This is a genomic window from Rhodococcus sp. 06-462-5, assembly GCF_002258315.1.
In the GTDB taxonomy this organism is placed as follows: domain Bacteria; phylum Actinomycetota; class Actinomycetes; order Mycobacteriales; family Mycobacteriaceae; genus Rhodococcoides.
The window spans coordinates 19,484-38,544 of sequence record NZ_NOYD01000055.1 but is presented as its reverse complement, the minus strand read 5'-3'; the positions used below and the strand labels follow the sequence as shown (position 1 = coordinate 38,544).

General features: G+C 65.5%; 20 protein-coding genes and 1 pseudogene. 10 read left to right on the top strand and 11 right to left on the bottom strand.

Annotation, left to right across the window (positions count from 1 at the left end; all coding sequences use genetic code 11):
* Window positions 1-103: 103 nt before the first annotated feature.
* Window positions 104-778, top strand: a complete 675-nt coding sequence (locus CH251_RS25270) for a GntR family transcriptional regulator (RefSeq protein WP_094615553.1) — start codon at window positions 104-106, stop codon at window positions 776-778.
* Between the two features lie 7 nt (window positions 779-785).
* Here the strand turns inward: CH251_RS25270 and CH251_RS25265 are convergent, their stop codons facing one another.
* The gene (locus CH251_RS25265; RefSeq protein WP_094615552.1) at window positions 786-1,904 is read right to left on the bottom strand and encodes a YbfB/YjiJ family MFS transporter; all 1,119 of its coding nucleotides are present in this window, start codon (window positions 1,902-1,904) and stop codon (window positions 786-788) included.
* Between the two features lie 155 nt (window positions 1,905-2,059).
* Between CH251_RS25265 and CH251_RS25260 the strand changes: the two genes are divergently transcribed.
* Genes CH251_RS25260 through CH251_RS25245 form a run of 4 tightly spaced genes read left to right on the top strand, consistent with a single transcriptional unit; the run spans window position 2,060 to window position 4,777 of the window.
* Window positions 2,060-2,359, top strand: coding sequence for a type VII secretion target (locus CH251_RS25260; protein ID WP_094615551.1), 300 nt, complete (start codon window positions 2,060-2,062; stop codon window positions 2,357-2,359).
* On the top strand, window positions 2,356-3,363 hold the full coding sequence (locus CH251_RS25255; protein ID WP_094615550.1) for a hypothetical protein: 1,008 nt from the start codon (window positions 2,356-2,358) through the stop codon (window positions 3,361-3,363). The genes CH251_RS25260 and CH251_RS25255 overlap by 4 nt, the downstream gene beginning before the upstream one ends.
* Window positions 3,360-4,250 (top strand): hypothetical protein, encoded by an 891-nt coding sequence (locus CH251_RS25250; protein ID WP_143537885.1) that lies wholly within the window; start codon window positions 3,360-3,362, stop codon window positions 4,248-4,250. The genes CH251_RS25255 and CH251_RS25250 overlap by 4 nt, the downstream gene beginning before the upstream one ends.
* Window positions 4,247-4,777: an LpqN/LpqT family lipoprotein gene (locus CH251_RS25245; RefSeq protein WP_094615548.1), complete on the top strand. Its 531-nt coding sequence runs from the start codon at window positions 4,247-4,249 to the stop codon at window positions 4,775-4,777. Before CH251_RS25250 ends, CH251_RS25245 begins: the two co-directional genes overlap by 4 nt.
* 1 nt (window position 4,778) lies before the next feature.
* Here CH251_RS25245 and CH251_RS25240 read toward each other — a convergent pair whose 3' ends face one another.
* From CH251_RS25240 to CH251_RS25230, 3 genes are all read right to left on the bottom strand, one after another.
* Complete coding sequence (locus CH251_RS25240; RefSeq protein ID WP_094615570.1) at window positions 4,779-5,705, bottom strand: ABC transporter substrate-binding protein; 927 nt, start codon at window positions 5,703-5,705, stop codon at window positions 4,779-4,781.
* Between the two features lie 75 nt (window positions 5,706-5,780).
* The gene (locus tag CH251_RS25235; RefSeq protein WP_094615547.1) at window positions 5,781-8,078 is read right to left on the bottom strand and encodes an excinuclease ABC subunit UvrA; all 2,298 of its coding nucleotides are present in this window, start codon (window positions 8,076-8,078) and stop codon (window positions 5,781-5,783) included.
* Window positions 8,079-8,219: 141 nt separating this feature from the next.
* Window positions 8,220-8,759, bottom strand: coding sequence for a DUF2231 domain-containing protein (locus CH251_RS25230; RefSeq protein ID WP_094615546.1), 540 nt, complete (start codon window positions 8,757-8,759; stop codon window positions 8,220-8,222).
* Between the two features lie 89 nt (window positions 8,760-8,848).
* Between CH251_RS25230 and CH251_RS25225 the strand changes: the two genes are divergently transcribed.
* Window positions 8,849-10,345 carry an acyl-CoA synthetase gene (locus CH251_RS25225; RefSeq protein ID WP_094615545.1) on the top strand — a complete coding sequence of 499 codons (1,497 nt, stop codon included), beginning with the start codon at window positions 8,849-8,851 and terminating at the stop codon, window positions 10,343-10,345.
* 7 nt (window positions 10,346-10,352) lie between these two features.
* Here the strand turns inward: CH251_RS25225 and CH251_RS28090 are convergent, their stop codons facing one another.
* From CH251_RS28090 to CH251_RS28080, 3 genes and pseudogenes are all read right to left on the bottom strand, one after another.
* Window positions 10,353-12,221, bottom strand: a complete 1,869-nt coding sequence (locus CH251_RS28090) for an HNH endonuclease signature motif containing protein (protein ID WP_256979298.1) — start codon at window positions 12,219-12,221, stop codon at window positions 10,353-10,355.
* A 46-nt stretch (window positions 12,222-12,267) separates the two neighbouring features.
* A complete protein-coding gene (locus CH251_RS28085; protein ID WP_230596743.1) occupies window positions 12,268-12,519 on the bottom strand; it encodes a DUF3253 domain-containing protein in 252 nt (83 codons plus the stop codon).
* A 15-nt stretch (window positions 12,520-12,534) separates the two neighbouring features.
* A pseudogene (locus CH251_RS28080) lies at window positions 12,535-12,663 on the bottom strand (DUF2256 domain-containing protein); the annotation flags it as partial.
* Between the two features lie 22 nt (window positions 12,664-12,685).
* On the opposite strand from CH251_RS28080, the gene CH251_RS25205 reads away from it, so the two are divergent.
* A complete protein-coding gene (locus tag CH251_RS25205) occupies window positions 12,686-13,252 on the top strand; it encodes a peptide deformylase (protein ID WP_094615543.1) in 567 nt (188 codons plus the stop codon).
* A 13-nt stretch (window positions 13,253-13,265) separates the two neighbouring features.
* On the opposite strand, the gene CH251_RS25200 is transcribed toward CH251_RS25205, so the two are convergent.
* Window positions 13,266-13,706, bottom strand: coding sequence for a hypothetical protein (locus tag CH251_RS25200; protein WP_094615542.1), 441 nt, complete (start codon window positions 13,704-13,706; stop codon window positions 13,266-13,268).
* Window positions 13,706-14,038: a hypothetical protein gene (locus tag CH251_RS25195; protein WP_094615569.1), complete on the bottom strand. Its 333-nt coding sequence runs from the start codon at window positions 14,036-14,038 to the stop codon at window positions 13,706-13,708. The genes CH251_RS25200 and CH251_RS25195 overlap by 1 nt, the downstream gene beginning before the upstream one ends.
* Window positions 14,039-14,146: 108 nt before the next feature.
* Here CH251_RS25195 and CH251_RS25190 point away from each other — a divergent pair, with 108 nt between their 5' ends.
* The gene (locus CH251_RS25190; RefSeq protein ID WP_094615568.1) at window positions 14,147-14,560 is read left to right on the top strand and encodes a hypothetical protein; all 414 of its coding nucleotides are present in this window, start codon (window positions 14,147-14,149) and stop codon (window positions 14,558-14,560) included.
* Between the two features lie 142 nt (window positions 14,561-14,702).
* Window positions 14,703-15,971: a DUF4185 domain-containing protein gene (locus CH251_RS25185; RefSeq protein WP_094615567.1), complete on the top strand. Its 1,269-nt coding sequence runs from the start codon at window positions 14,703-14,705 to the stop codon at window positions 15,969-15,971.
* On the opposite strand, the gene CH251_RS25180 is transcribed toward CH251_RS25185, so the two are convergent.
* Both CH251_RS25180 and CH251_RS28075 read right to left on the bottom strand, forming a co-directional pair.
* Window positions 15,904-16,566, bottom strand: coding sequence for a hypothetical protein (locus CH251_RS25180; RefSeq protein WP_094615541.1), 663 nt, complete (start codon window positions 16,564-16,566; stop codon window positions 15,904-15,906). The genes CH251_RS25185 and CH251_RS25180 overlap by 68 nt on opposite strands.
* A complete protein-coding gene (locus CH251_RS28075) occupies window positions 16,563-17,519 on the bottom strand; it encodes a hypothetical protein (RefSeq protein WP_256979297.1) in 957 nt (318 codons plus the stop codon). Before CH251_RS28075 ends, CH251_RS25180 begins: the two co-directional genes overlap by 4 nt.
* Before the next feature lie 165 nt (window positions 17,520-17,684).
* Between CH251_RS28075 and CH251_RS25170 the strand changes: the two genes are divergently transcribed.
* Window positions 17,685-19,049: an acetamidase/formamidase family protein gene (locus CH251_RS25170; protein ID WP_094615540.1), complete on the top strand. Its 1,365-nt coding sequence runs from the start codon at window positions 17,685-17,687 to the stop codon at window positions 19,047-19,049.
* Window positions 19,050-19,061 lie beyond the last annotated feature (12 nt).

Genomic DNA, 19,061 nt, shown 5'->3' with positions numbered 1-19,061 from the left:
TGCTCTCACCTGGCCTGTCGGGGACGGGTTCCAAGTCAAGTGACCCGCAGGTGCAGACCGTGTGATGCCCGGTATACCTACAGATCGCTGGTATACACACAGCATGGCATCCACGGAAGGTCGCGAATCGTTGTCGCGTGCGGTGTTCGACGCGATCAGGACACGCATCCTCGACGGCCGCCTTCGGCCTGGCGAAACACTGAGCGAGCGAAATCTGGGAACCGAGCTCCAGGTGTCGAGGGTGCCGATTCGTGAGGCACTTCCGTTGCTCGAAGCAGCCGGGTTGGTGACGCTGTCGCCGAGACGTCCTGCCGTGGTGACGGGAGTGACCAGGAGCTCGGTCGACGAGTTGTACGACATCAGGTCCGCGCTCGAGCCACTCGTGGCTCGACGGGCAGCGTCCGCCGTGGCGGCGGGCGCGGACTCGTCATCGTTGGTCGACGCCGTGTCCCGTGCAGGTGCTGCGCTCGACCGGGGCGACCTACTCGAATTCCATCACGCGAGCTCCGGAGTGCACTCGGGGATCGAGGCGCTGTCCGCCAACCGGCTGTTCCCGGTCATCATGGAACCGTTGCGGGAGCGCAGCAATCGCCTCAACATGGCCAACCTCGAGCGGGATCCGTCGCTGCGGCACGGGGAGCATGTATCCCTCGTCGACGCCATCGCCAAGGGGGACGCGGAGTTGGCCGCCGCGGTTGCGTTCGCGCACGTGGAATGGGGTCGAGCGCGAACGTTCGAGACTCTGGCACAGGTTCCGGGTTACGACCCGCAGCACTGAGTCGTCCTCAGCGCACCGCGGTCAGTCCGGCCACCTTCACGGCCCCGGCAGTCCCGAGCACGAGCACCCCCGTCGCAACAGCGAAGGCGATCGAATAGGAGTCGCCGATGGCAGGCGCGACGATCAGTGGGCCGAGCACCTGCCCGACGCCGTAGAACGCAGTCAGTGTTGCTGCGGTACGCCCGATGGACAGTGTCTGGGCGGTGCTCATCGTCAGCATCGTGATGCCCATGAACGTTCCGCCGAACAGCAGGGCCGAGAACACGGCGGCGATGGTGTTCCCGGTCAGAGCGGGGAGTACTGCTGCGATCGACTGCAACGCGAACGCTGCCACCAGAGCGTTGCGCATGCTGGTTCGGCGGGCGACTGCCTGCCACAGCACCGTCGCCGGTATCGCGGCGAATCCGACCACGATCCACACCGCCGGACCCACCGACGTGCTGCCGTGGCCACCGACCGCAGCCACGAGAAACGTGCCGACGATGATGTAGCCGAGGCCCTCGAGGAAATACGCGAACAGCAATGTCCGCCATACGGTCCGGGTCCTGCGGTCGATGTCGCCGCGCGCAGCCCGCGTTGCGGGCTCGGGATGCACCCGTAGCGTCCACGCCGGGGCGATGAGGGCCGCTGTCAGTAGCGCCGAGCACACCCACAGCGCCTCCCAGGACAGGTGCGGTCCGACGAGCAGGGTCAGAATTCCCGACGCCGCGATGCCTGCGCCGACGCCGCCGAACGCGATACCGGGGGAGGCACCGTCGGCGCGATGTTTCGTCACGGTGCTCGCGCACGCGATGAAGACCGCTGCGCTCGCCAGGCCTGCCAGGAACCGCAGTGCGGAGAACGCAGCGGTGGAATGGACAGCGGCCATGGCCAACTCGCTGGCGACGAGGACCACTGTCCACAGTCGGAACGATGTCGTCGTGTTGATCGACGGGCGTACCGACAACACGATTGCGCCGACGAGATAGCCGGCGTAGTTCGCGGTCGCGATGACGGCACCGCTGCTCGGCGTCACCTCCGCTGCATCGACCATGATCGGCAGTAGTGGCGTGAACACGAATCGCCCGACGCCCATCGCGGCCGCAAGTCCGGCCGCGGCAGCGAACGACAGTCGACGGCCGTTCATGGCGAGCACCCCCTATATCGTTAGCCGGGCCAACGGTACCCGCCGCATTTGCGACTCCGGAATCGGACCGGACGGAACCGATCCGAGCCCACAGGCGTCAAACCCCATGACGCCGATTCACCGGGCGTCTTTACGATGCGACTCGGGGGAGCGTCATGACAGTGAATGTGGATCCAGTGATCCTGCGGCAGTTCTCGAATGTGTTGTCGGCGACCGGCGGGGCGATCCGTGAGATGGATGCTCTCGCTCCGTTCCGCGAATCGGAGAATGCGTTGCAGGGTACCGACTTTCACACAGCATGTGCGGCGGCGGCAGCGGCCGCGGCCGGAGCTGTTGCGGCTCTGGCAGGGCGGGTGGAGTGCGTCGCGGACATCGCCCGCGGCGTTGCGCAGAACTACGAGATCGCCGACGACGAACTCGCCCGACGTCTCGCTGCGATGGATCAGCCGAAATGACCCCGACGGTCCCGCACGTCGCGGGCTGGGAGCCCGAGTCGATGCGCAAGACGATGATCGAACTGTCGGAGATCGTCGAGCGCGTGAACGGCCGGCGCACCGGAGTGCTGGAGGAGCAAGACACGTTGGCCGAGACATGGACCGGCGAAGCAGCCGAGGCCGCAGCCGAACGCGTGGTGACCGAGTGTTCTCGGATGGGCACGGTGTGCAGTGAGATCGATTCGCTCGGGAAGGCATTCGAGGGCGCAGCCGGAATCGTCGATGCTGCGAAGGCGCACCTGCAGGCGCAGGTGTCGGCGGCGACGGCCAGCGGGTTCGCCGTTGGGTCCGACGGTGTGGTGGATCCCGACGGAATGATCGCGCTGATCCCCGACGGTCTCGGCGAGGAGAAGGTACGCCAGGCGGACGAACTTCGGGCTGCTGCAGCCCAATTGACGCGGGATATCCAGGGGGCGCTGTTGCAGGCCGAGCGCGCTGCGGTCGACGCTGCGCAGCAGTTGGCCGAACCCACGAAGCTGTTGACCGAGCTTGCGCTCGGCAGTCCGACCGGCAAGGTGGTCGAGAACCCGGACGGATCGTTCTCGTGGATGCCGGACTGGCCGACGACCGTAGCTGCGACGGTGATCGGGGGCATGAGCGACGTGACGAAGAGGGCGCTGGAACTTCCAGGTGTCACTTCCGTGGACGACGTCGCCAAGAACATCGGCCGCGGACTCGGGGCGTTCGGTGCGGTCGCCGGAACGATTCCCTCGATTGCACACGACATCGATGAGGGGGTGAGCCCCACCGAGGCGATTGCGGTCAATACGGCGAGTACCGCCGCCGGCCTCGCAGCTGCGAGCTACGTGACCGGCGCCCTGGCGGGAGTCGGTGGTGCCGCGGGTTCGGTGTTTCCCGGGCCGGGCACGGTGGCCGGTGCTGCCGCAGGCGTCGCGTTGGGTGCCCTGGTCGGTGGTTCCGTCAGCCACGGCGTATCGAAGTTCTTCGAATGGACGCTGCGATGACCGATCGTGAGTACACAGGCGCGCCTGTGTGGGTGCGGAGATGGCGCAGTGTCCACCTCGGCTGGCTCGCAGTGGTTTTCGGCAGCTGTACGGTAGTGGTGGGACTGCTCGTTGTCGCCGTCCCTGTGATTGCCAGGACGGGCGCAGAAGGCCTCCTGACACTGTCGTGGCTCGCGTTCTTCGTGCTCCTTCCCTTGGGGATGGCTGTGCCGATGTCCGGCATCGGAGCTGCGCGATTGTCACGTTTCGTGCGGCGGGTCGACGTTGCAGGCGTCGGCGCAGGTTTGTCGGTGCCCGGGCGCGGGGACTTCGTGGCTCGGGCAGGTCTGCTTGCCTTCGCGTCGGTGGTGGGCCTGTCCTACTTCGTCTTCAGGGATGACGGACCGGACCCTCGCCAAGAGATGGCCGAGTTGCTGACGGCGATAGGCGCGCCGGCATGCCTGGCGTGGTTCGTCCTGGGGTTCGTCATCGTCAACCGCACCAGGATATCTCTGCATCCCGAAGGTGTTGTCCAGCAGACCTATCGACGTCGTGGGTGGAAGGTGACGAACGACGTGACGGTCGTGCGATGGAGCGACATTGCGGATCTGCGCCTGGAGGAGCATCCGAATCCAGCAGTACCGCACCGAGGTGATCTACCGGTGATCAGAGTCCCGCGCCGATCGAGCGAGACCGACGAGCCGGAGCTGGTCATCATGGCGTGTGAGAAGAAGGTCGAACCGAATTCGCTGCTCGCGCTGCTTCTGTGGTGTCGCGACAATCCCTGGGCTCGTGCGCAACTGGGCCACGATGATGCTCGCGAGTTACTGCGTCCGCCCAGGCTGCGCGAGCGTATCCGCGCCGACCGCGCCGCATCGACCTCCGGTGAAAGGAATGCTGTCCGGTGACGGTTCGAGAGAAATCGATACAGGCGTTTCTTCAGCAACAGGGTGTCGAACTCGTTCCGGTGCACCGCGACGAATGCAACCGTTTCGGGCTCGCGCTCCCGACGCCACCGGACTGGGATGTCGTTCCCGAGCACCTGTTCCCGCACGCCACCGCGGTGCTGTGCTCGCCGGTGAACACAGTCGAGGGCTTCGTTCCGAACGCGGTGGTTCTGGTCGGCAAGCTCGGCCGAGCGGTCCGTCCGGAATCGTTGCTGGACTGCGGCTTCGGTGACTCCCGGGCGCTGCCCGGCTGGGTCGAGATCGGTCACGACCGAGACTCGTTCCGTGGTCTGCCGGCAGTCTCGATCGCAGGCCGCTACGACTGCGACGGTCGGTTGCTCTTCGCCTGGACCCGGTACGTCGTCGTCCACCACATCGTCGATCAGTATCTGGTTCAGGTGACGGTGACCGTGCCCGATTCGCTACGGCGCAAACTGTCCTGCGCTGCACACGAATTCATCGACGAGATGTGTATCGGGCAGGGGTGAACTACTCGGGAATCTGCTGCACCACGTCGGCGACGGCTTCCACCTGATCCGCGATTCGTGGCCCCCACCTACTCGACAGGTCCTCGTCCATCGGGAAGATCCGGCCGTCTCGGACGGCTGTCATCGAACCCCACCCCGGCCGAGCTGCGACCGATTCGGCTGTGACGCCGCAGCACTGGGCGTCGGCGAGGAACACGATATCGGGATCCGCGGTGATCACCGATTCGGCGGACAGTTGTGGGTAGTCGCCTGCGCCGGAGCCGTCGGCGATGCTCGTCAGGCCGAACAAACCGTAGATCTGGCCCACGAAGCTCGCGCTCGACACCGTGTACAACGTGTCGTCGAGTTCGTGGAAGTACGTCAGCGGCCGATCGCGATCCGGAACGCTCGCCACGGCAGTGTCGATCCGGGACCGCATCTGCGCGACCACTGCGTCGCCGTCCGCGTCGTGCCCGGTCGCGTCCGCAACGCGTTCGATCTGGGAATACGCGTCGTCGAGGCTCGTCGCGGCCGGCACCAGCAGCGTCGGAATGCCGGCCTCGGCCAAAGTGGACGTTACGAGGCCGAGATCGGTGGAGGTGATCACCAGATCGGGATCGTATGCGACGATCGCCTCGAGGCTCGGGGTGAACGCAGACAGCCCGGTCTTCGGAGCGTCGGCGGGATAGTCCGACTGATCGTCGACGGCCGCCACCTGCTCACCCGCCCCGACGGCATACAGGGTCTCCGTCGCCGTCGGGCTCAGCGAGACGATCGAGCGTGGCATCGCGTCGATGGTGACGGTCCCGCCGTCCGAGCCCGACGCGATCGTCCTCGGAAACTCCCCGCTCGACGCCGTGGCGGAGGTGGCGGTCGGCGGGGAGTCCGTGGTGGTGCTGCCGCATCCGGTCGCGACCAGCGCGACGACCGCGAACCCGGCTGAGATCATTCGTGCCGATCGACGCTGCACTGCCACTCCTGTGTTTCCGATACCTCGTGGAGCGCCAACACTATCGGGTCGTGGTCAGCGACCCAGGCTCCGTGCCAGGTACGTCCCGGTGTGGGTGTCGGAGACCACCAATTCGTCGACGGTTCCGGTGAAGGTGATCAGACCGCCGTTGTGTCCGCCGTCGGGGCCGAGGTCGATGACCCAGTCGGCCGCGGCGATGACGTCGAGGTTGTGTTCGATGACGATCACCGACCTGCCCTCGTCGACCATCCCGGACAGCAACCCGATCAGGTTCGACACGTCCGACGGGTGCAGACCGGTCGTCGGCTCGTCGAGAACCAGCACCGGCGACGACCCGACCAATTCGGTGGCGAGCTTGAGCCGTTGACGCTCACCGCCGGAGAGCGACGTCAGGTTCTGGCCGAGCGAGAGGTAGCCGAGCCCGACGTCCCGGCACCGGCGCAGGATGTCGTGAATCTTCTTGACCTCGAAGAAGTCCTGAGCGTCCTCGACGGACATCTCGAAGATGTCGGCGATGCTGATGCCGTCGACGGCGTGCCGGATCGCGCCCGACCGAAAACGCCTGCCCTGGCACGTCTCACAGGTGCTCGTCACCGGGTCGGTGAACCCGAGATCGGTGAAGATGACGCCGCTGCCCTGGCAGTCGGGGCACGCGCCGTCGGAGTTGGGCGAGAAAAGCGACGGCGGTTGCCCGGTCTTCTTGGCGAAGTAGGCGCGGATCGGATCGAGCAGACCGGTGTAGGTCGCGGGAGAGGAGCGGCGTGATCCGCGGATGGGTGCCTGGTCGATGATGACGGCGTCCGGCGCGGCCTCACGGAGGTGGCCGTGGATGAGGCTCGACTTTCCGGAACCAGCGACCCCGGTGACGGCGGTCAGAACCCCGAGCGGAACGTCGACGCTGACATCGCGCAGGTTGTGCGTGCTCGCTCCGATGATGCTCAGCCAACCCGAAGGGGCACGGGGAGTGCGTAATTCGACGCCTTCGCGCCGCAACGCGGCACCGGTCCTGGTGTCGGCGCTGCGGAGTTCGTCGTAGGTGCCCTCGAACACGACTGTGCCACCGGCCTTTCCCGCACCCGGGCCGATCTCGACGATGCGGTCGGCTATCGCCATGACCTCGGGGTCGTGCTCGACGACGAGGACGGTGTTGCCCTTGTCGCGCAGCGCGAGCAACATGTCGTCGAGGCGGTGGACGTCGCGGGGGTGGAGGCCTGTGGTCGGTTCGTCGAAGACGTAGAGCATGTCGTTGAGGGTGGCTCCGAGATGGCGCACCATCTTGATGCGCTGGGATTCACCGCCCGACAGTGACGACGTCGCCCGGTCCAGGCTGAGGTAGCCGAGACCGAGATCGACGAGTCTTCGCAGTTGCGTGACGATTTCGGCGGTGACCGTACCCAGGCCGCTGATCTTCCACCCGTCGATGCGGTCGGCGAGTTCGGACACCTGCATCGCGAACGCGTCGGGCAGAGACAGGCCCTCGAGGGTGGCTCCGCGGATGGTCTCGTTGTAGCGGGAGCCGCCGCAGGACTCGCAGACGCCGCGCGTGACGATGCGCTCGAACGCGAGCTTGGCCTTGCCCTTGAGGGCGTCGGCATCCTTCGCCAGGTAGCTGCGCCGGAACCGCGACACGATCCCCTCGTAGCTCTTCATGACGGCGTCGGGGTTCAGCACGTCGACCTCGCCGGGCTTGGCGTCGAAGAAGATGTGGCGCTCGCGGGCGGAGTACTGCTCGATCGGGACATCGAGATCGAACAGACCCGAGTCGGCGAACACCCGATACGGCCATTTGCCGACCTCGAAGTCCGGATGTTTGAACGGCCCCTCGCGCAGGGACTTCGACTCGTCCACCAGTTCTGCGAGGTCGACGACCTGCGCCTCGCCGAGCCCCTCGCACTCGAGGCACATGCCGGCCGGGTCGTTGAACGAGAACGCGTTCGCGAACCCGACCGTCGGGGTGACGCCGCGGGACCAGAGCATGCGAAGCCAGTCGCCGATGTCGGTGATGGTGCCGACCGTCGACCGCGGGCCGCCGAACAGTCGCTTCTGGTCGACGATCACGACAGCCGACAGGTTGGCGATCAGATCGGCGTCGGGACGACCGTAGGACGGAAGGAACGTCTGCGCGAACGCGGTGAACGTGGAGTTGATCTGCCGTTGAGCTTCGGCGGCGATGGTGTCGAAGACGAGTGATGACTTCCCCGACCCGGAGACGCCCGCGAACACGACCAGCGAGCGTTTGGGGAGGTCGAGGTTCACGTCGCGAAGATTGTTCTCACGTGCTCCGCGAACGAGGATGGTCGACAGTTCGTCGGTGGATGGTTGAGCTGGTGTCGTCGGCTGGGCCTGGGTCATGTGCGCTTCGGTCGCCTTTCGCCGCCCCAGACGCTGGTTCGTCCGGGGCCGACGCAGTCTACCGTACGGTGTACGGAAACGCCACAGTTAGGCGAACTCGAGGGTTCGTGCTGATGACGGCGAGAACCAGCAACTGCTGATCTAACGGCGAAGGCTGTGCTTTCCTGCTGGAGCCGGTTCCTGCTCGGTCGAGCTGTAGGCGAGGTGGCCTCCGATGAGGCCGCCGACGCTCGCTGTTGCCAGACCGGCCGCAGCCAGGGCCTTGGCAATGCCATCGGTCTGCTTGCGACGCCGTAAGTAGGAGCCGAGGAAGAGGAAGACGCCGGTCGCGTTCGAGGCCGCGTGGATCATCCCGACGCGTCGCTGGCGGGTGTTCAGCGTCGACCAGTCGGCCCATCCGGTGGCGATGGCTGCGGGCGCGGACACGAGCCCGACTGAGATGACGAGCTTGCTCGCCCTCGACTGGTGATTCAGCAGGTCGAGGACAACGGCGCTGGTCCAGCTACCGATGGTGACGTTGACGAGAGCGGGGTGGATGGGGTGACCGATCCACCCTCCCCGCAGTGCGCTACCGACGGTGCTGTCGTCGAGTGTGGGCTCGAGGACGTCGTTGATGGCGTTGCCGGCTCCGTCGAGGAACGATGCCGATTCGAGGCTGTCGAGTGCTTGCTTGAGTGTCATACCTGGGCGAATGCCCCGCTGGGAATGTGCCAACCCCAAGGGCAGCCAAACACGGGACGAGATGCTTGGACGTCCTATAACGTCGGGTGATGAGTAGCGGAACACGAGTGAACACCGTCGACGGCGTCCTGCGACGGTCGGCCGCGAAATTCCCCGACCGTCTCGCCGTGACATTCGAGGGACGCAGCCACACCTACGGAGAACTCGATACCGCGGTCACCCGCGCCGCCCGACGACTGATCGCGTTGGGATTGAACAAGGGTGACCGCGTCGCGGCGTACGGCGTCAACTCGGATGCGTACGTCGTTGCGTTTCTCGCTTGTGCGCGAGCCGGATTGGTGCACGTTCCGATCAACTACGCGCTGGTGGGCGACGAATTGCACTACTTGCTCCATCAGTCGGGCTCCCGCGTGGTTCTCGTGGATCCGGCGTTGACGGCCACCCTAGACTCCGTTCGTGCAGACCTGACTATCGAGCACGTGGTGTCCCTTCCCGATGTACTGGACACAGACGGCGACGGCTCCGAACTCGAACCCGCCGCCGATTCGACCGACCTCGCTCAGCTGCTCTACACCTCCGGAACGACGTCGAAACCCAAGGGCGCGATGATGTCTCACGGTGCGCTGGTCGCGGAGTACGTCTCGTGCGTCATCGCGCTCGGGTTCACCCAGACCGACGATCCTCTGCTCGTGATGCCGATGTATCACTCGGCTGGGATGCACGTGTTCATGCTGCCGTATCTTTCGGTGGGTGCCACGGTCCGCTTGATGCGCAGGCCCGACGTTCCGGAGATCCTGCGTCGGATCGAAGAGGAGAAGATCAAGTCCCTGTTCCTGGCACCGACGGTGTGGGTTCCGCTCGCCAATCACCCCGACCTGGCCACGCGCGACCTGTCGTCACTGAAGAAGGCGCAGTACGGTTCGTCGATCATGCCTGTCACCGTTCTCACTCGGCTACGTGAGCGGTACCCGGACATCGAGTTCTACAACTGCTTCGGGCAGTCCGAGATCGGTCCACTGGCAACGGTATTGCAGCCCGAGGAGCACGAGGCGCGACCGGCGTCGTGCGGACGTGCGGTGTTCTTCGTCGAGACCCGCGTCGTCGATGCCGACGGCAACGATGTGCCGGACGGCGAGCCCGGGGAGATCCTCTACCGTTCTCCTCAGCTGTGCGACGGCTACTGGGGCAAACCGGAAGCGACGGCAGATGCGTTCTCGGATGGGTGGTTTCATTCTGGTGACTTGGTGACACGCGACTCCGAGGGGTTCATCACCGTGGTCGACCGGATCAAGGACGTCATCAACACCGGCGGCATTCTCGTCGCGTCGCGCGAAGTGGAGGATGCGCTCTACACCCATCCGGCGGTCGCCGAGGTCGCGGTGATCGGGACGCCCGACGACAAGTGGATCGAAGCGGTGACGGCCGTCGTCGTGCTCAAGGACGGCAGTGAGTTGTCGTCGCAGGTGTTGATCGACCACGTAAGAGGTCGTATAGCGCCGTTCAAGGTGCCCAAGACCGTCACCTTCGTCGACGAATTGCCGCGTAATCAGAGCGGAAAACTGCTCAAGCGTGAGCTGCGCGGTTGACCTGTCGTCAGGCTGCGCGTCGTTTTCGTCGGTGGTAGCTGGGGATGGGTTGTCGTGTGGGGTCGATGGATTCGGGTGGGATGGCGTAGGGGTGTCCGTCGGCGCCCATGAGCAGTTGCCAGTCGCCGTGGTGGACGAGGCGGTGGCATTCTCCGCAGACCAGGGCGAGGTTGTTCAGGTCGGTGGGGCCGCCGTGTTCCCAGAATTTCACGTGGTGGGCCTGGCACCACTGTGCGGGTCGGCCGCACATCACGCAGCATCGGTCGCGGATGGTCAGAGCGATGCGTTGGTCGTCGGTGGCGAGTCGGGTGGTGCGCCCGAGGGCGAGCGGGACGCCGTGGTGGTCGACGATGACGGGGGTGAGGTCGGCGTCGCAGGTGAGAAGTTCGGCGAGGGAGCGGCTCATCGGCCCGGTCCAGTCGAAGTGGAACGGCCACTCGGCATCGCCCGGCTCGGGAACGGACTTCCCTCCGGCATCGACACGACCGGCAGCATCACTACCGTCAGTGCTGCGACCACCGACACGATCGTCGTGAGAGTCACCGCTGCATGAACTGTCGCCGGCACCAGAACTGCCGCTGGCGCGTTGACCGCAGCCGGTGGCCCGATCGAGACCGGCGTCGGTATCACCGTCTCGTGAGTTGCCGTCGGCATCAGCACTGCTCCCGCCGGCGCGGTGGCCGCGGTCAACACCACGATCAGGACGGGCGTCAGTAGCACTGGTTCCTGAACTGTCGCCGGCAGCTCTCCCGCTGACTCGGTGACCGCTGTCAGCACCACCACCGGGACCGGCGCCGGCATCACTGGTTCGTGAGTTGCCGTGGGCACCAGCACTCTCGCTGGCGCGGTGGCCGCCGTCAGCACCGGCGCGGTGTGTTGTCGAAGCCGTTGGTGCGCTGGCGGTTTCCTTCTGTCCGCGGTCGCTGAGCAGGTCTCGCAGCGGAACGATCAGGTGCACCGACGCCCGCGACCCACCCGACGCCCCGCGGCTGCCACCGCGCAGGTGCCGGTCGAGAATCCGATCGAGTGCATCGGCCCGGCGTTTCGACGGACTCCGCGGGTCACGTTCCCCACCCGGGCCCGGTTGCGGTGCGGTCAAAGTCGACAACACGGTGAGCAGCTTCTCGGCGAGGAGCCGGTCGACGTCGCCACCGATCTGGAAGCGGCCACTGGCCAGCCGGTGAACATCGAACCGGTTCAGGCCCGGGTTCTCCGACACCGGTACCGGCGGCGGACTCGACGGAACAGGCTCGGGCCCAGCAGGTTCGGGCCCACCCGAACCACCGGCATCACCCGAGTTCCTGGCATCATCATCGGCGCTCGACCCGGCATCGGCTCGGCCCGCCTGCTCTTGCTCGCGCTCTCGTTCCTGCTCCCGGCGTTTCTTCTCGGCCCTCTCGTGTCGAGCTCGCGCGTCCTCTGCCGCAGAATGCGCGAGTGCCTGGGCACGGGAGCTGACCTGCCCGGCGGTGCCGCGCATCGCGTGCTCGAGCAGTTCCGCGACGACTGCGTCGCGGCGCTGCTCGTCGAGGGTGGGGTCGGCGACCACCACGGTGGCGTAGCCGTCGGCGATCGCCGACGCGTGCGCAGCATGGATCTCACCACCGGCGAGGGCGTCGAGCACAGTGGCCCGGTCGGTGAGCCATTGCCCGAGTTCCACCTGACGGGCAGCGGATCCGTCGGTGATGCGCACCGACCTCGCGTACCAGCGGGTGACCGTCGAATGCCCGAGCTTCATCGCCAGACCACGTCGCTCGATCTCCGCCAGCATCGTGTATCTGGCTGCAGCGACGGCACTTTCGTGGGAGGACACCTCAGCGAGCGCGGACACCAATTCCTGGTCCCCGAGCCCGAACACATCCCCCCATGTCTTCACCCCACGAAAGCTATACCCAACCACCGACACGTTTCTGCGACGCCGGTCAACGCTTCCAACGAATACGGATCGGGCCCTTCGCGGTCGAGGGATCGACCACGGATCCCTTTTGGGTGATCTCGACTTCTCCCGCGTCGACCATCCGGCGGGCGGCGCGGCGAACCGGTTCCATCAACTCCCGCCAACCGTCGTCGGACAGGGCTCGTGCAACGTCGGAGGGGCAGATCGTGGAGTCGCGGGATCGGGCGTCGAGCAGGGTCCTGATCTTGTCTTCGAGTTCTTTGTCGGTGGTGCTCACCTTGTGTCGCCGGCATGCGTCGCTGCAGTACTTGATGTCATCCCAGTTCTTCTCCCACTTCTTGCGCCATTCGATTCGCCGCCCGCACGATGCGCATACCTTGTCGGCGGGCGGCGCAGTGGAAGATCGACGGGAGTGAGCCATGCTTCGACAGTAACCTCGTCGCATGGCGATTCGACCCATTATCATTGCCGGTGACCCGCGGCTGACGACGGTCGCCGAACCCGTCACCGTGTTCGACGCCGAGTTGGCGGCGTTCGTGGAGGACCTGTTCGAGACCAACACTGCGGCGCACGGTGCCGGTCTTGCTGCCAACCAGGTCGGCGACCTGCGTGCAGTGTTCGTCTACGACCTCAGGGACGGCGGGGTCCGTCACCGCGGGCACGTGGTCAACCCAGTGCTCGAGACGTCGGCGATCCCGGAGACGATGCCCGACCCCGAAGACGGTGAAGGGTGTCTGTCGGTACCGGGGGAGCGGTACCCGACCGGCCGCGCGGACTGGGCCCGCGTGACCGGTGTCGATGCGGAGAACGATCCCGTGTCGGTCGAGGGCCACGGTTACCTGGCTCGGTGTCTGCAGCACGAGTCCAACCATCTGGCCGGTCGCCTGTACCTCGACCGTCTGATCGGCCGCAATCAGCGTGCTGCGAAGAAGATGATCATGGCGCGAGGCTGGGTCGGACCAGGCAGCAGTTGGATGCCCGGGTCCGACTCGGACCCGTTCGGATGGTGACCTGAACCGGCGATCAACACGCTCCGGTGAGTGCGCATGCCGCTGCGCGTTCCAGCTTCCAACGGCCCTCGGAGACAAAGAAACCGATCGAGGACACTCGCCCGACGGAAGTGCCGCTCGCCTCCACCCGTCCGGGTGCGACGGCGTCGACGCGGTCGAACGTCACGTCCGACATGACCCCGCCGCTGTCGAACAACGCTGCGTTCTCCTCGGGTGTGCCTTCGAGTGCGTCGGCGCGGTCGGACCGCTCTGCGGTCCAGTCGAAAACGGTACGGAAGATGGCGGTCGCTTCCTCCGGGGTCGGGATGGCTGTGGGCGCGACGGAGGGAGGAGGGGGCGGGAACGACGACGGCGCCACGTTCACCGCGACGTCGATGCCCGGCTCGGGTTCCGTTGCGGCACAACTGGTGAGCACGACCAGAGCCAGTCCGCAGAGCATGCGGCCGACGATCATCAGAACGGGTTGTAGACGTAGAGGGTCCGGTAGTCCCACTCCGAGGATCCGGCCGGGATTCGAATCTGATCCAGTACTCGCCCGTTCTGGGCGCACCAGCTCTGACCGCGGAACGACGAGCAGTCGATCTGCCGGCTCGTCCCGAACGGGCTGACGATCAACGACTTGGTGCCGTCGGTGCCGTACGCCGAAGGTTCGATGGCACTCACGAAGTTCGCGGTCGAATCCTTGGGCCCGAACGGGTTGTCGTCGGGAGCGGCGGAGGCTGTCGGCGCGATGAGCACTGCGCCGCCGATCGCCAGCGCGACTCCGGCGAGGATCTTCTTCAGCATGGTGGCTCCGTTCGTTTCGAGCACGACTGCTCAGTGCTCATGGGATCGGCCGCAACCGACCGCGCGTTACGAACCGGCTCCTTCCTCGAACGCGGCACACTGGAGTCCATGACAGCACTCGAAGCGCCCATCGTTGCCCAGCGGCTCGGCCGTCGTCTCGCAGTATGGGGCGGTGGAAGTGTGCTCGTCGGAACGGTGTTGGCGTTGCGCGGGTCGTCGCCTGCCTGGCGCGCGTTCGGTCAGCAGACCGCCGGGTGGGGAGCAATCGATGTGGCCATCGCCGGTGCCGGGGCGCTGAACTCCTCGGTCCCGACGTCCAAGAGCTTGACCAAGCTGCTGTGGATCAATGCCGGTCTCGACGTCCTCTACATCGCGACCGGTGCGCACATCGCCGTCAGGAAGCCTCGGTTCGGCGGCCGGATCACTGCTGACCAGGCGCTGGGCCACGGCACTGCCGTCATTGTGCAGGGCGCTGTGCTGCTCGCGCTGGATACGACTCACGCCCGCATGATTGCCGGCTAATCACACGAGTGTCATTCTCGCCGTAGGCAATTTGTCAAGCACCAACACGCCTGATTTGTTGCGCGATCAGTAGATTTGCGTAACACTCGTCCCATCAGTCACATCAGTATCGTGGGTCACACGGGAAACGGTGGGTTCGTCCATGCGTGTACGTAGTCGGCAGGTTGCTGTCGGGGCTGTCCTGGCACTGGCAGTGAGCGGACTCAGCGCTCTGACCGCACCCACCGTGTCGGCCGAACCGTGCGGTGGGCTCGGTGGTCCGGGCTCGTCCCCGCTGTTCGGGTCGTCGGGCAGCGCTGGGATGTCTGGCAAGAACCCACAAGGCCCTCAGGGGCCGCTTCCTCGGATCACCGGGAACACTCAGAGCATCGCCTGGGTCACCGGTCCGCAGAGCGTGAACAACACCTACAACGACCTTGCGATGTCCGGCACCGACCTCGGGATCAGCTGGGACAACGGGGTCGGCCAAATCCTGATGGCGTTCGGTGACACCTTCGGAGACTGCTCCTCCGGCAATGCCCAGTGGCGCAGCAACGCGCTCTTCCGGTCGGACAAGGCGTCGACGAACTTGGCGCAGGGAATCAAGATCGGTCCAGCCGACCCCGCGGACAACACCTCCGGTGCCGTCGTGCGGGCCGGTAGTCCGAACTATGCAGCCGAGATCATCTCCAGCGCAAAGCTGCCCAGCGTCGAGGACACGACGATTCCCACGGCGGCCATAGCGATCGGCAACACCCAGTACATCAACTACATGTCGGTGCAGAGCTGGGGCCCTCCCGGGCGCTGGGTCACGAACTACTCTGCGACGGCGAAATCTACTGACAACGGCCAGAATTGGTCGACGGATCCCAAGACGATCCGCGTCAACAAGGGTGTCACCATCCCGGGCTTCACCAACGTCCACGAAAGCCAGGGCAAGTTTCAGCAGAGTGCGTACGTGCTGGGTCGCGACGGCGAGTACCTGTACCAGTTCGGCACTCCCAACGGACGATTCGGCGACGCATTCGTCTCGCGGGTGGCACCGAACGACATCGAGAATCTCGACGCGTACGAGTACTCGACGCAGGATCCGGATCCGACGAAGCAGTGGTCGAAGAACATCGGTGACACCGTTGCCATCGTCAAGGGCCCGGTCAGCGAGATGTCGGTTGCGTGGAACGACTACCTCGGCCGCTACGTGATGATGTACGGGGACGAGAACACTCGCACTTTGGTCGCTCGCACTGCCGACAATCCCGAGGGGCCATGGAGTGCGCCGAGGACCATCCTCGATGCCAATCAGACCGCCGGCGGAATCTATGCGCCGTTCATTCATCCGATGTCGAGCGGAAAAGACCTGTACTTCACTGCTTCTCGGTGGTCGGACTACAACGTGCTGCTGTTGAAGACGAACCTCGATGCGCTGAAGTAAGCTCCGCGGATCGTTCGATCGCCGCGTGCAGGTAGGCGTCCACCTCGAGATCGTCGGGGGCGGAGAGTAATCCGCGCCGGATCGTCGAGAGATATCTGCTCGACGGTTCGCCGCGCTCCCGCACGATCGAGCTGGTCAGTGTGAACGCGGCCGATCCGTCGATGTCCGGAAGTCGGAGCAGTGCATCGTATTTCCCGCGGAAGCTCGCACCTTCGCGATCCACTGCCAGTTGCGACCATTGTCCGATGGCAAGTGTCTCCGTCGCCCCGACATCGATGGATGCGACGACGTTCTCGACGGCAGCCAGGTGAGCGAACTGGACGCGGTCGAGTAGATAGCCGTGCGCTACAGACCGATTCGCGGCATCTGCCGTCGTCGAGACGAACGCCGATGCTCCGGTCCAGCGCCGCGAGACTCCGGCGAAGTACAGCGGATAGTCGATCCACAGCCATCTTTCACCGGCAGGCAACGCCGTCGAGGGCGCCGGTGGGTGCGCACCGAATTCGGAGCTTTCGTCGGATCCCGTCAGGTAGGTGAAGAACCTCTCGCGCAGCAGATTCGAACCGTACGAGACGTACCAGAGCTGACCGGTCACTCGGTCTCGAACAGCTGCCGGTATGCCTCGGCGAGCAGGTCGGCCGCGAGGTCGTGGTTGTGTGACGCTGCGCCCGTCGAGTTTCCGGATCGCATCAGCCTGGCGTTGAGGCCGTAGGCGAGGTCGTCGAACGTGTCGTCGTCGATCCCGAGGTCGACGTCCACGTCTTCTTCCAGCAGCGCGCCGAGGTCGATCGACCACGACCACACACGTTCGTCCCGGTAGGGTCCGCGCCCGGCGCTGACGGTCTCGTTGGAGACCTCGAGTTGCTCGTCGGTCCGGTCGCGCGGAACGTTGGTGTTGATGCGCAGGTCGAGTTCGATCGTGTCGTCGTCGTGCACGATCTCGTCGACGCGCAGTGTCTCGAAGCCGCCGCACGTCAGCGTCACCAAGCGTCGAGGCCCGGTGTCGGCGGGCTCGTCGGACAGGGCAGCGATCTGCCACAGGTACTTCGCGGTGTTCGCCGGGTCGGGGATCGAGGAGTTGATGTAGTCGGCCACGATGCTGCGAATGGCGGGGTATGCGATGTGGTCGGACAGATCCCAGAACTGTTTGCGCGTCTTGCCGACGGCCGCGTCGAGCAATGTCGCCCGCTTGGCTCTTTCCTTCGGCAGTGCGGATTTCGCGCTCGGTGCCTCGCCGATCGCACCGGCCTCCGAGGTCCGCTCACGTGGGCGGGTCAGGCGCGACACGAGATCCTGCAATTGCTCGAGTTGGTCTGCTGTGCCGGAGGTGAAGTCGAGTGCCTCGATGTCGGTCCACACGTCGAGGTCTGCGGCGAACCGCGCGGGGACCGAATCTGCGTAGCCCGCGTAGGCCGAGCCGTCGGTGAAGTGCAGAACGTAGAGCCCGGCTCGGTGTTCCTTGGCTGCGAAGACCGTGGCGATGGATCCGGCGTCGGTGACGTCGAATCGCTCGAAGGCGAATCCGTCGGGTGTGGAGGCAGTCGGCATGGTGGTGAATCTACCGATGTGAGTGGACAGCACCTATTCTCGCGTTCGTCTCGACGGCGGGAGTCATCCCAGTTGAGCTGCTGAGCACTTCGTCCGACGCATGTTCGTAACTGCCGAGAAACACCCTCGGTCTACGTTCGAGATTCGGACAATTCAGGAGGCATCATGGCGCGGTCGATGGCGGAGCAGGCAGCGGAGACGATCACCAAGGGAATCGGTCGACGTGGATTCATCCAAGCGGTGGCGGCACTGGGTGCAGGCGTCGGAATCGCCGGGACGGCAGCGTGTTCTACGTCCTCGTCGAACACAGCCGCTGCGAGCTCATCGGCACCCGCAACTACCGCTGGCGGGATCCTTCAGCCCGGAGCGGGTGACATCGCCGGCGATCACTACCTGAGTTCCGAGGTCGACAAGGTCCTGTGGGGCTACGTCCCGACGGTCGAGTCCGAGTCGGTGCTGCAGATGAAGTCCGGTGAGACGGTGACCATCGATGCGCTCAGCCACGAAGGAATTCTCGAAGACCAGGGCCGCGATCCCGTCGAATTCTTCGGCGGCAAGGGAGTATCGGAATCCGACGTGCTGCAGGACGCCATCGACATCGCCGGCGGATACGACCGCACGGTCCGCAATTTCGACGTCGACGGCCCGCATGTGGTGACGGGCCCGGTGTTCGTCGAGGGTGCGCAGCGCGGGGATGTACTCAAGATCGAGACTCTCGAGGCGATCCCACGCGTTCCGTACGGTGTGGTGTCGAGCAGGCACGGCAAGGGCTCCCTGGCGGTCACTGCGTCCGGTGAGGCTCCTGCGGGCATCAGCCTGGACGAGGTGATGCCGCCGATCGGCAGCGACGGCAGGCCGTCGGGTGACCCGACGCAGTACGGCAACATCTCCACGTTCACCGCAGTCGAGGACGGGCAGGGTGTGATGCGGTACGGCGATGCGGCCGTGCGCTTTCCGCTGCGTCCGTTCATGGGCATGATGGGTGTTGCATTCGCCAGCGACCCGGGCCTGACGTCACCGAATGCGAATTCGATTCCCCCGACGCTCGGCGGCGGCAACATCGATGTCGGCCTGCTCGGCGTCGGGTCGACGTTCTACCTCCCGGTGTTCGCAGAGGGTGCGTTGTTCTACGTCGGCGATCCGCACATGGCGATGGGCGACGGGGAAGTGGCGCTGACGGCGATGGAGGGGTCCCTGCGCGGCACCTTCCGCCTCACGGTCTGCAAGGCGGGCAGCGGGGATGCGCCGTCCGTCGCGTACTCGTATCCCTTTGCCGAGAACGAGGATTCATGGATTCCGATCGGCCTGTCCGATCCGGACGGTGCCGTCGGTGGTCAGAGTTCGGACCTGAACGCAGCCATGCGTCGCGCCGTGGTCAACGCGCTCGACTTCCTCGAGACCGACCTCGGCATGGACCGGGCGACGGCCTATGCCTACCTCTCCGCGGCCGCCAACTTCACCGTTTCGCAGGTGGTCGACAAGACGGTCGGCGTGCACGGTCAGATCTCCAAGGCGCACTTCGACCGGTAGGAGTGCGCCTTC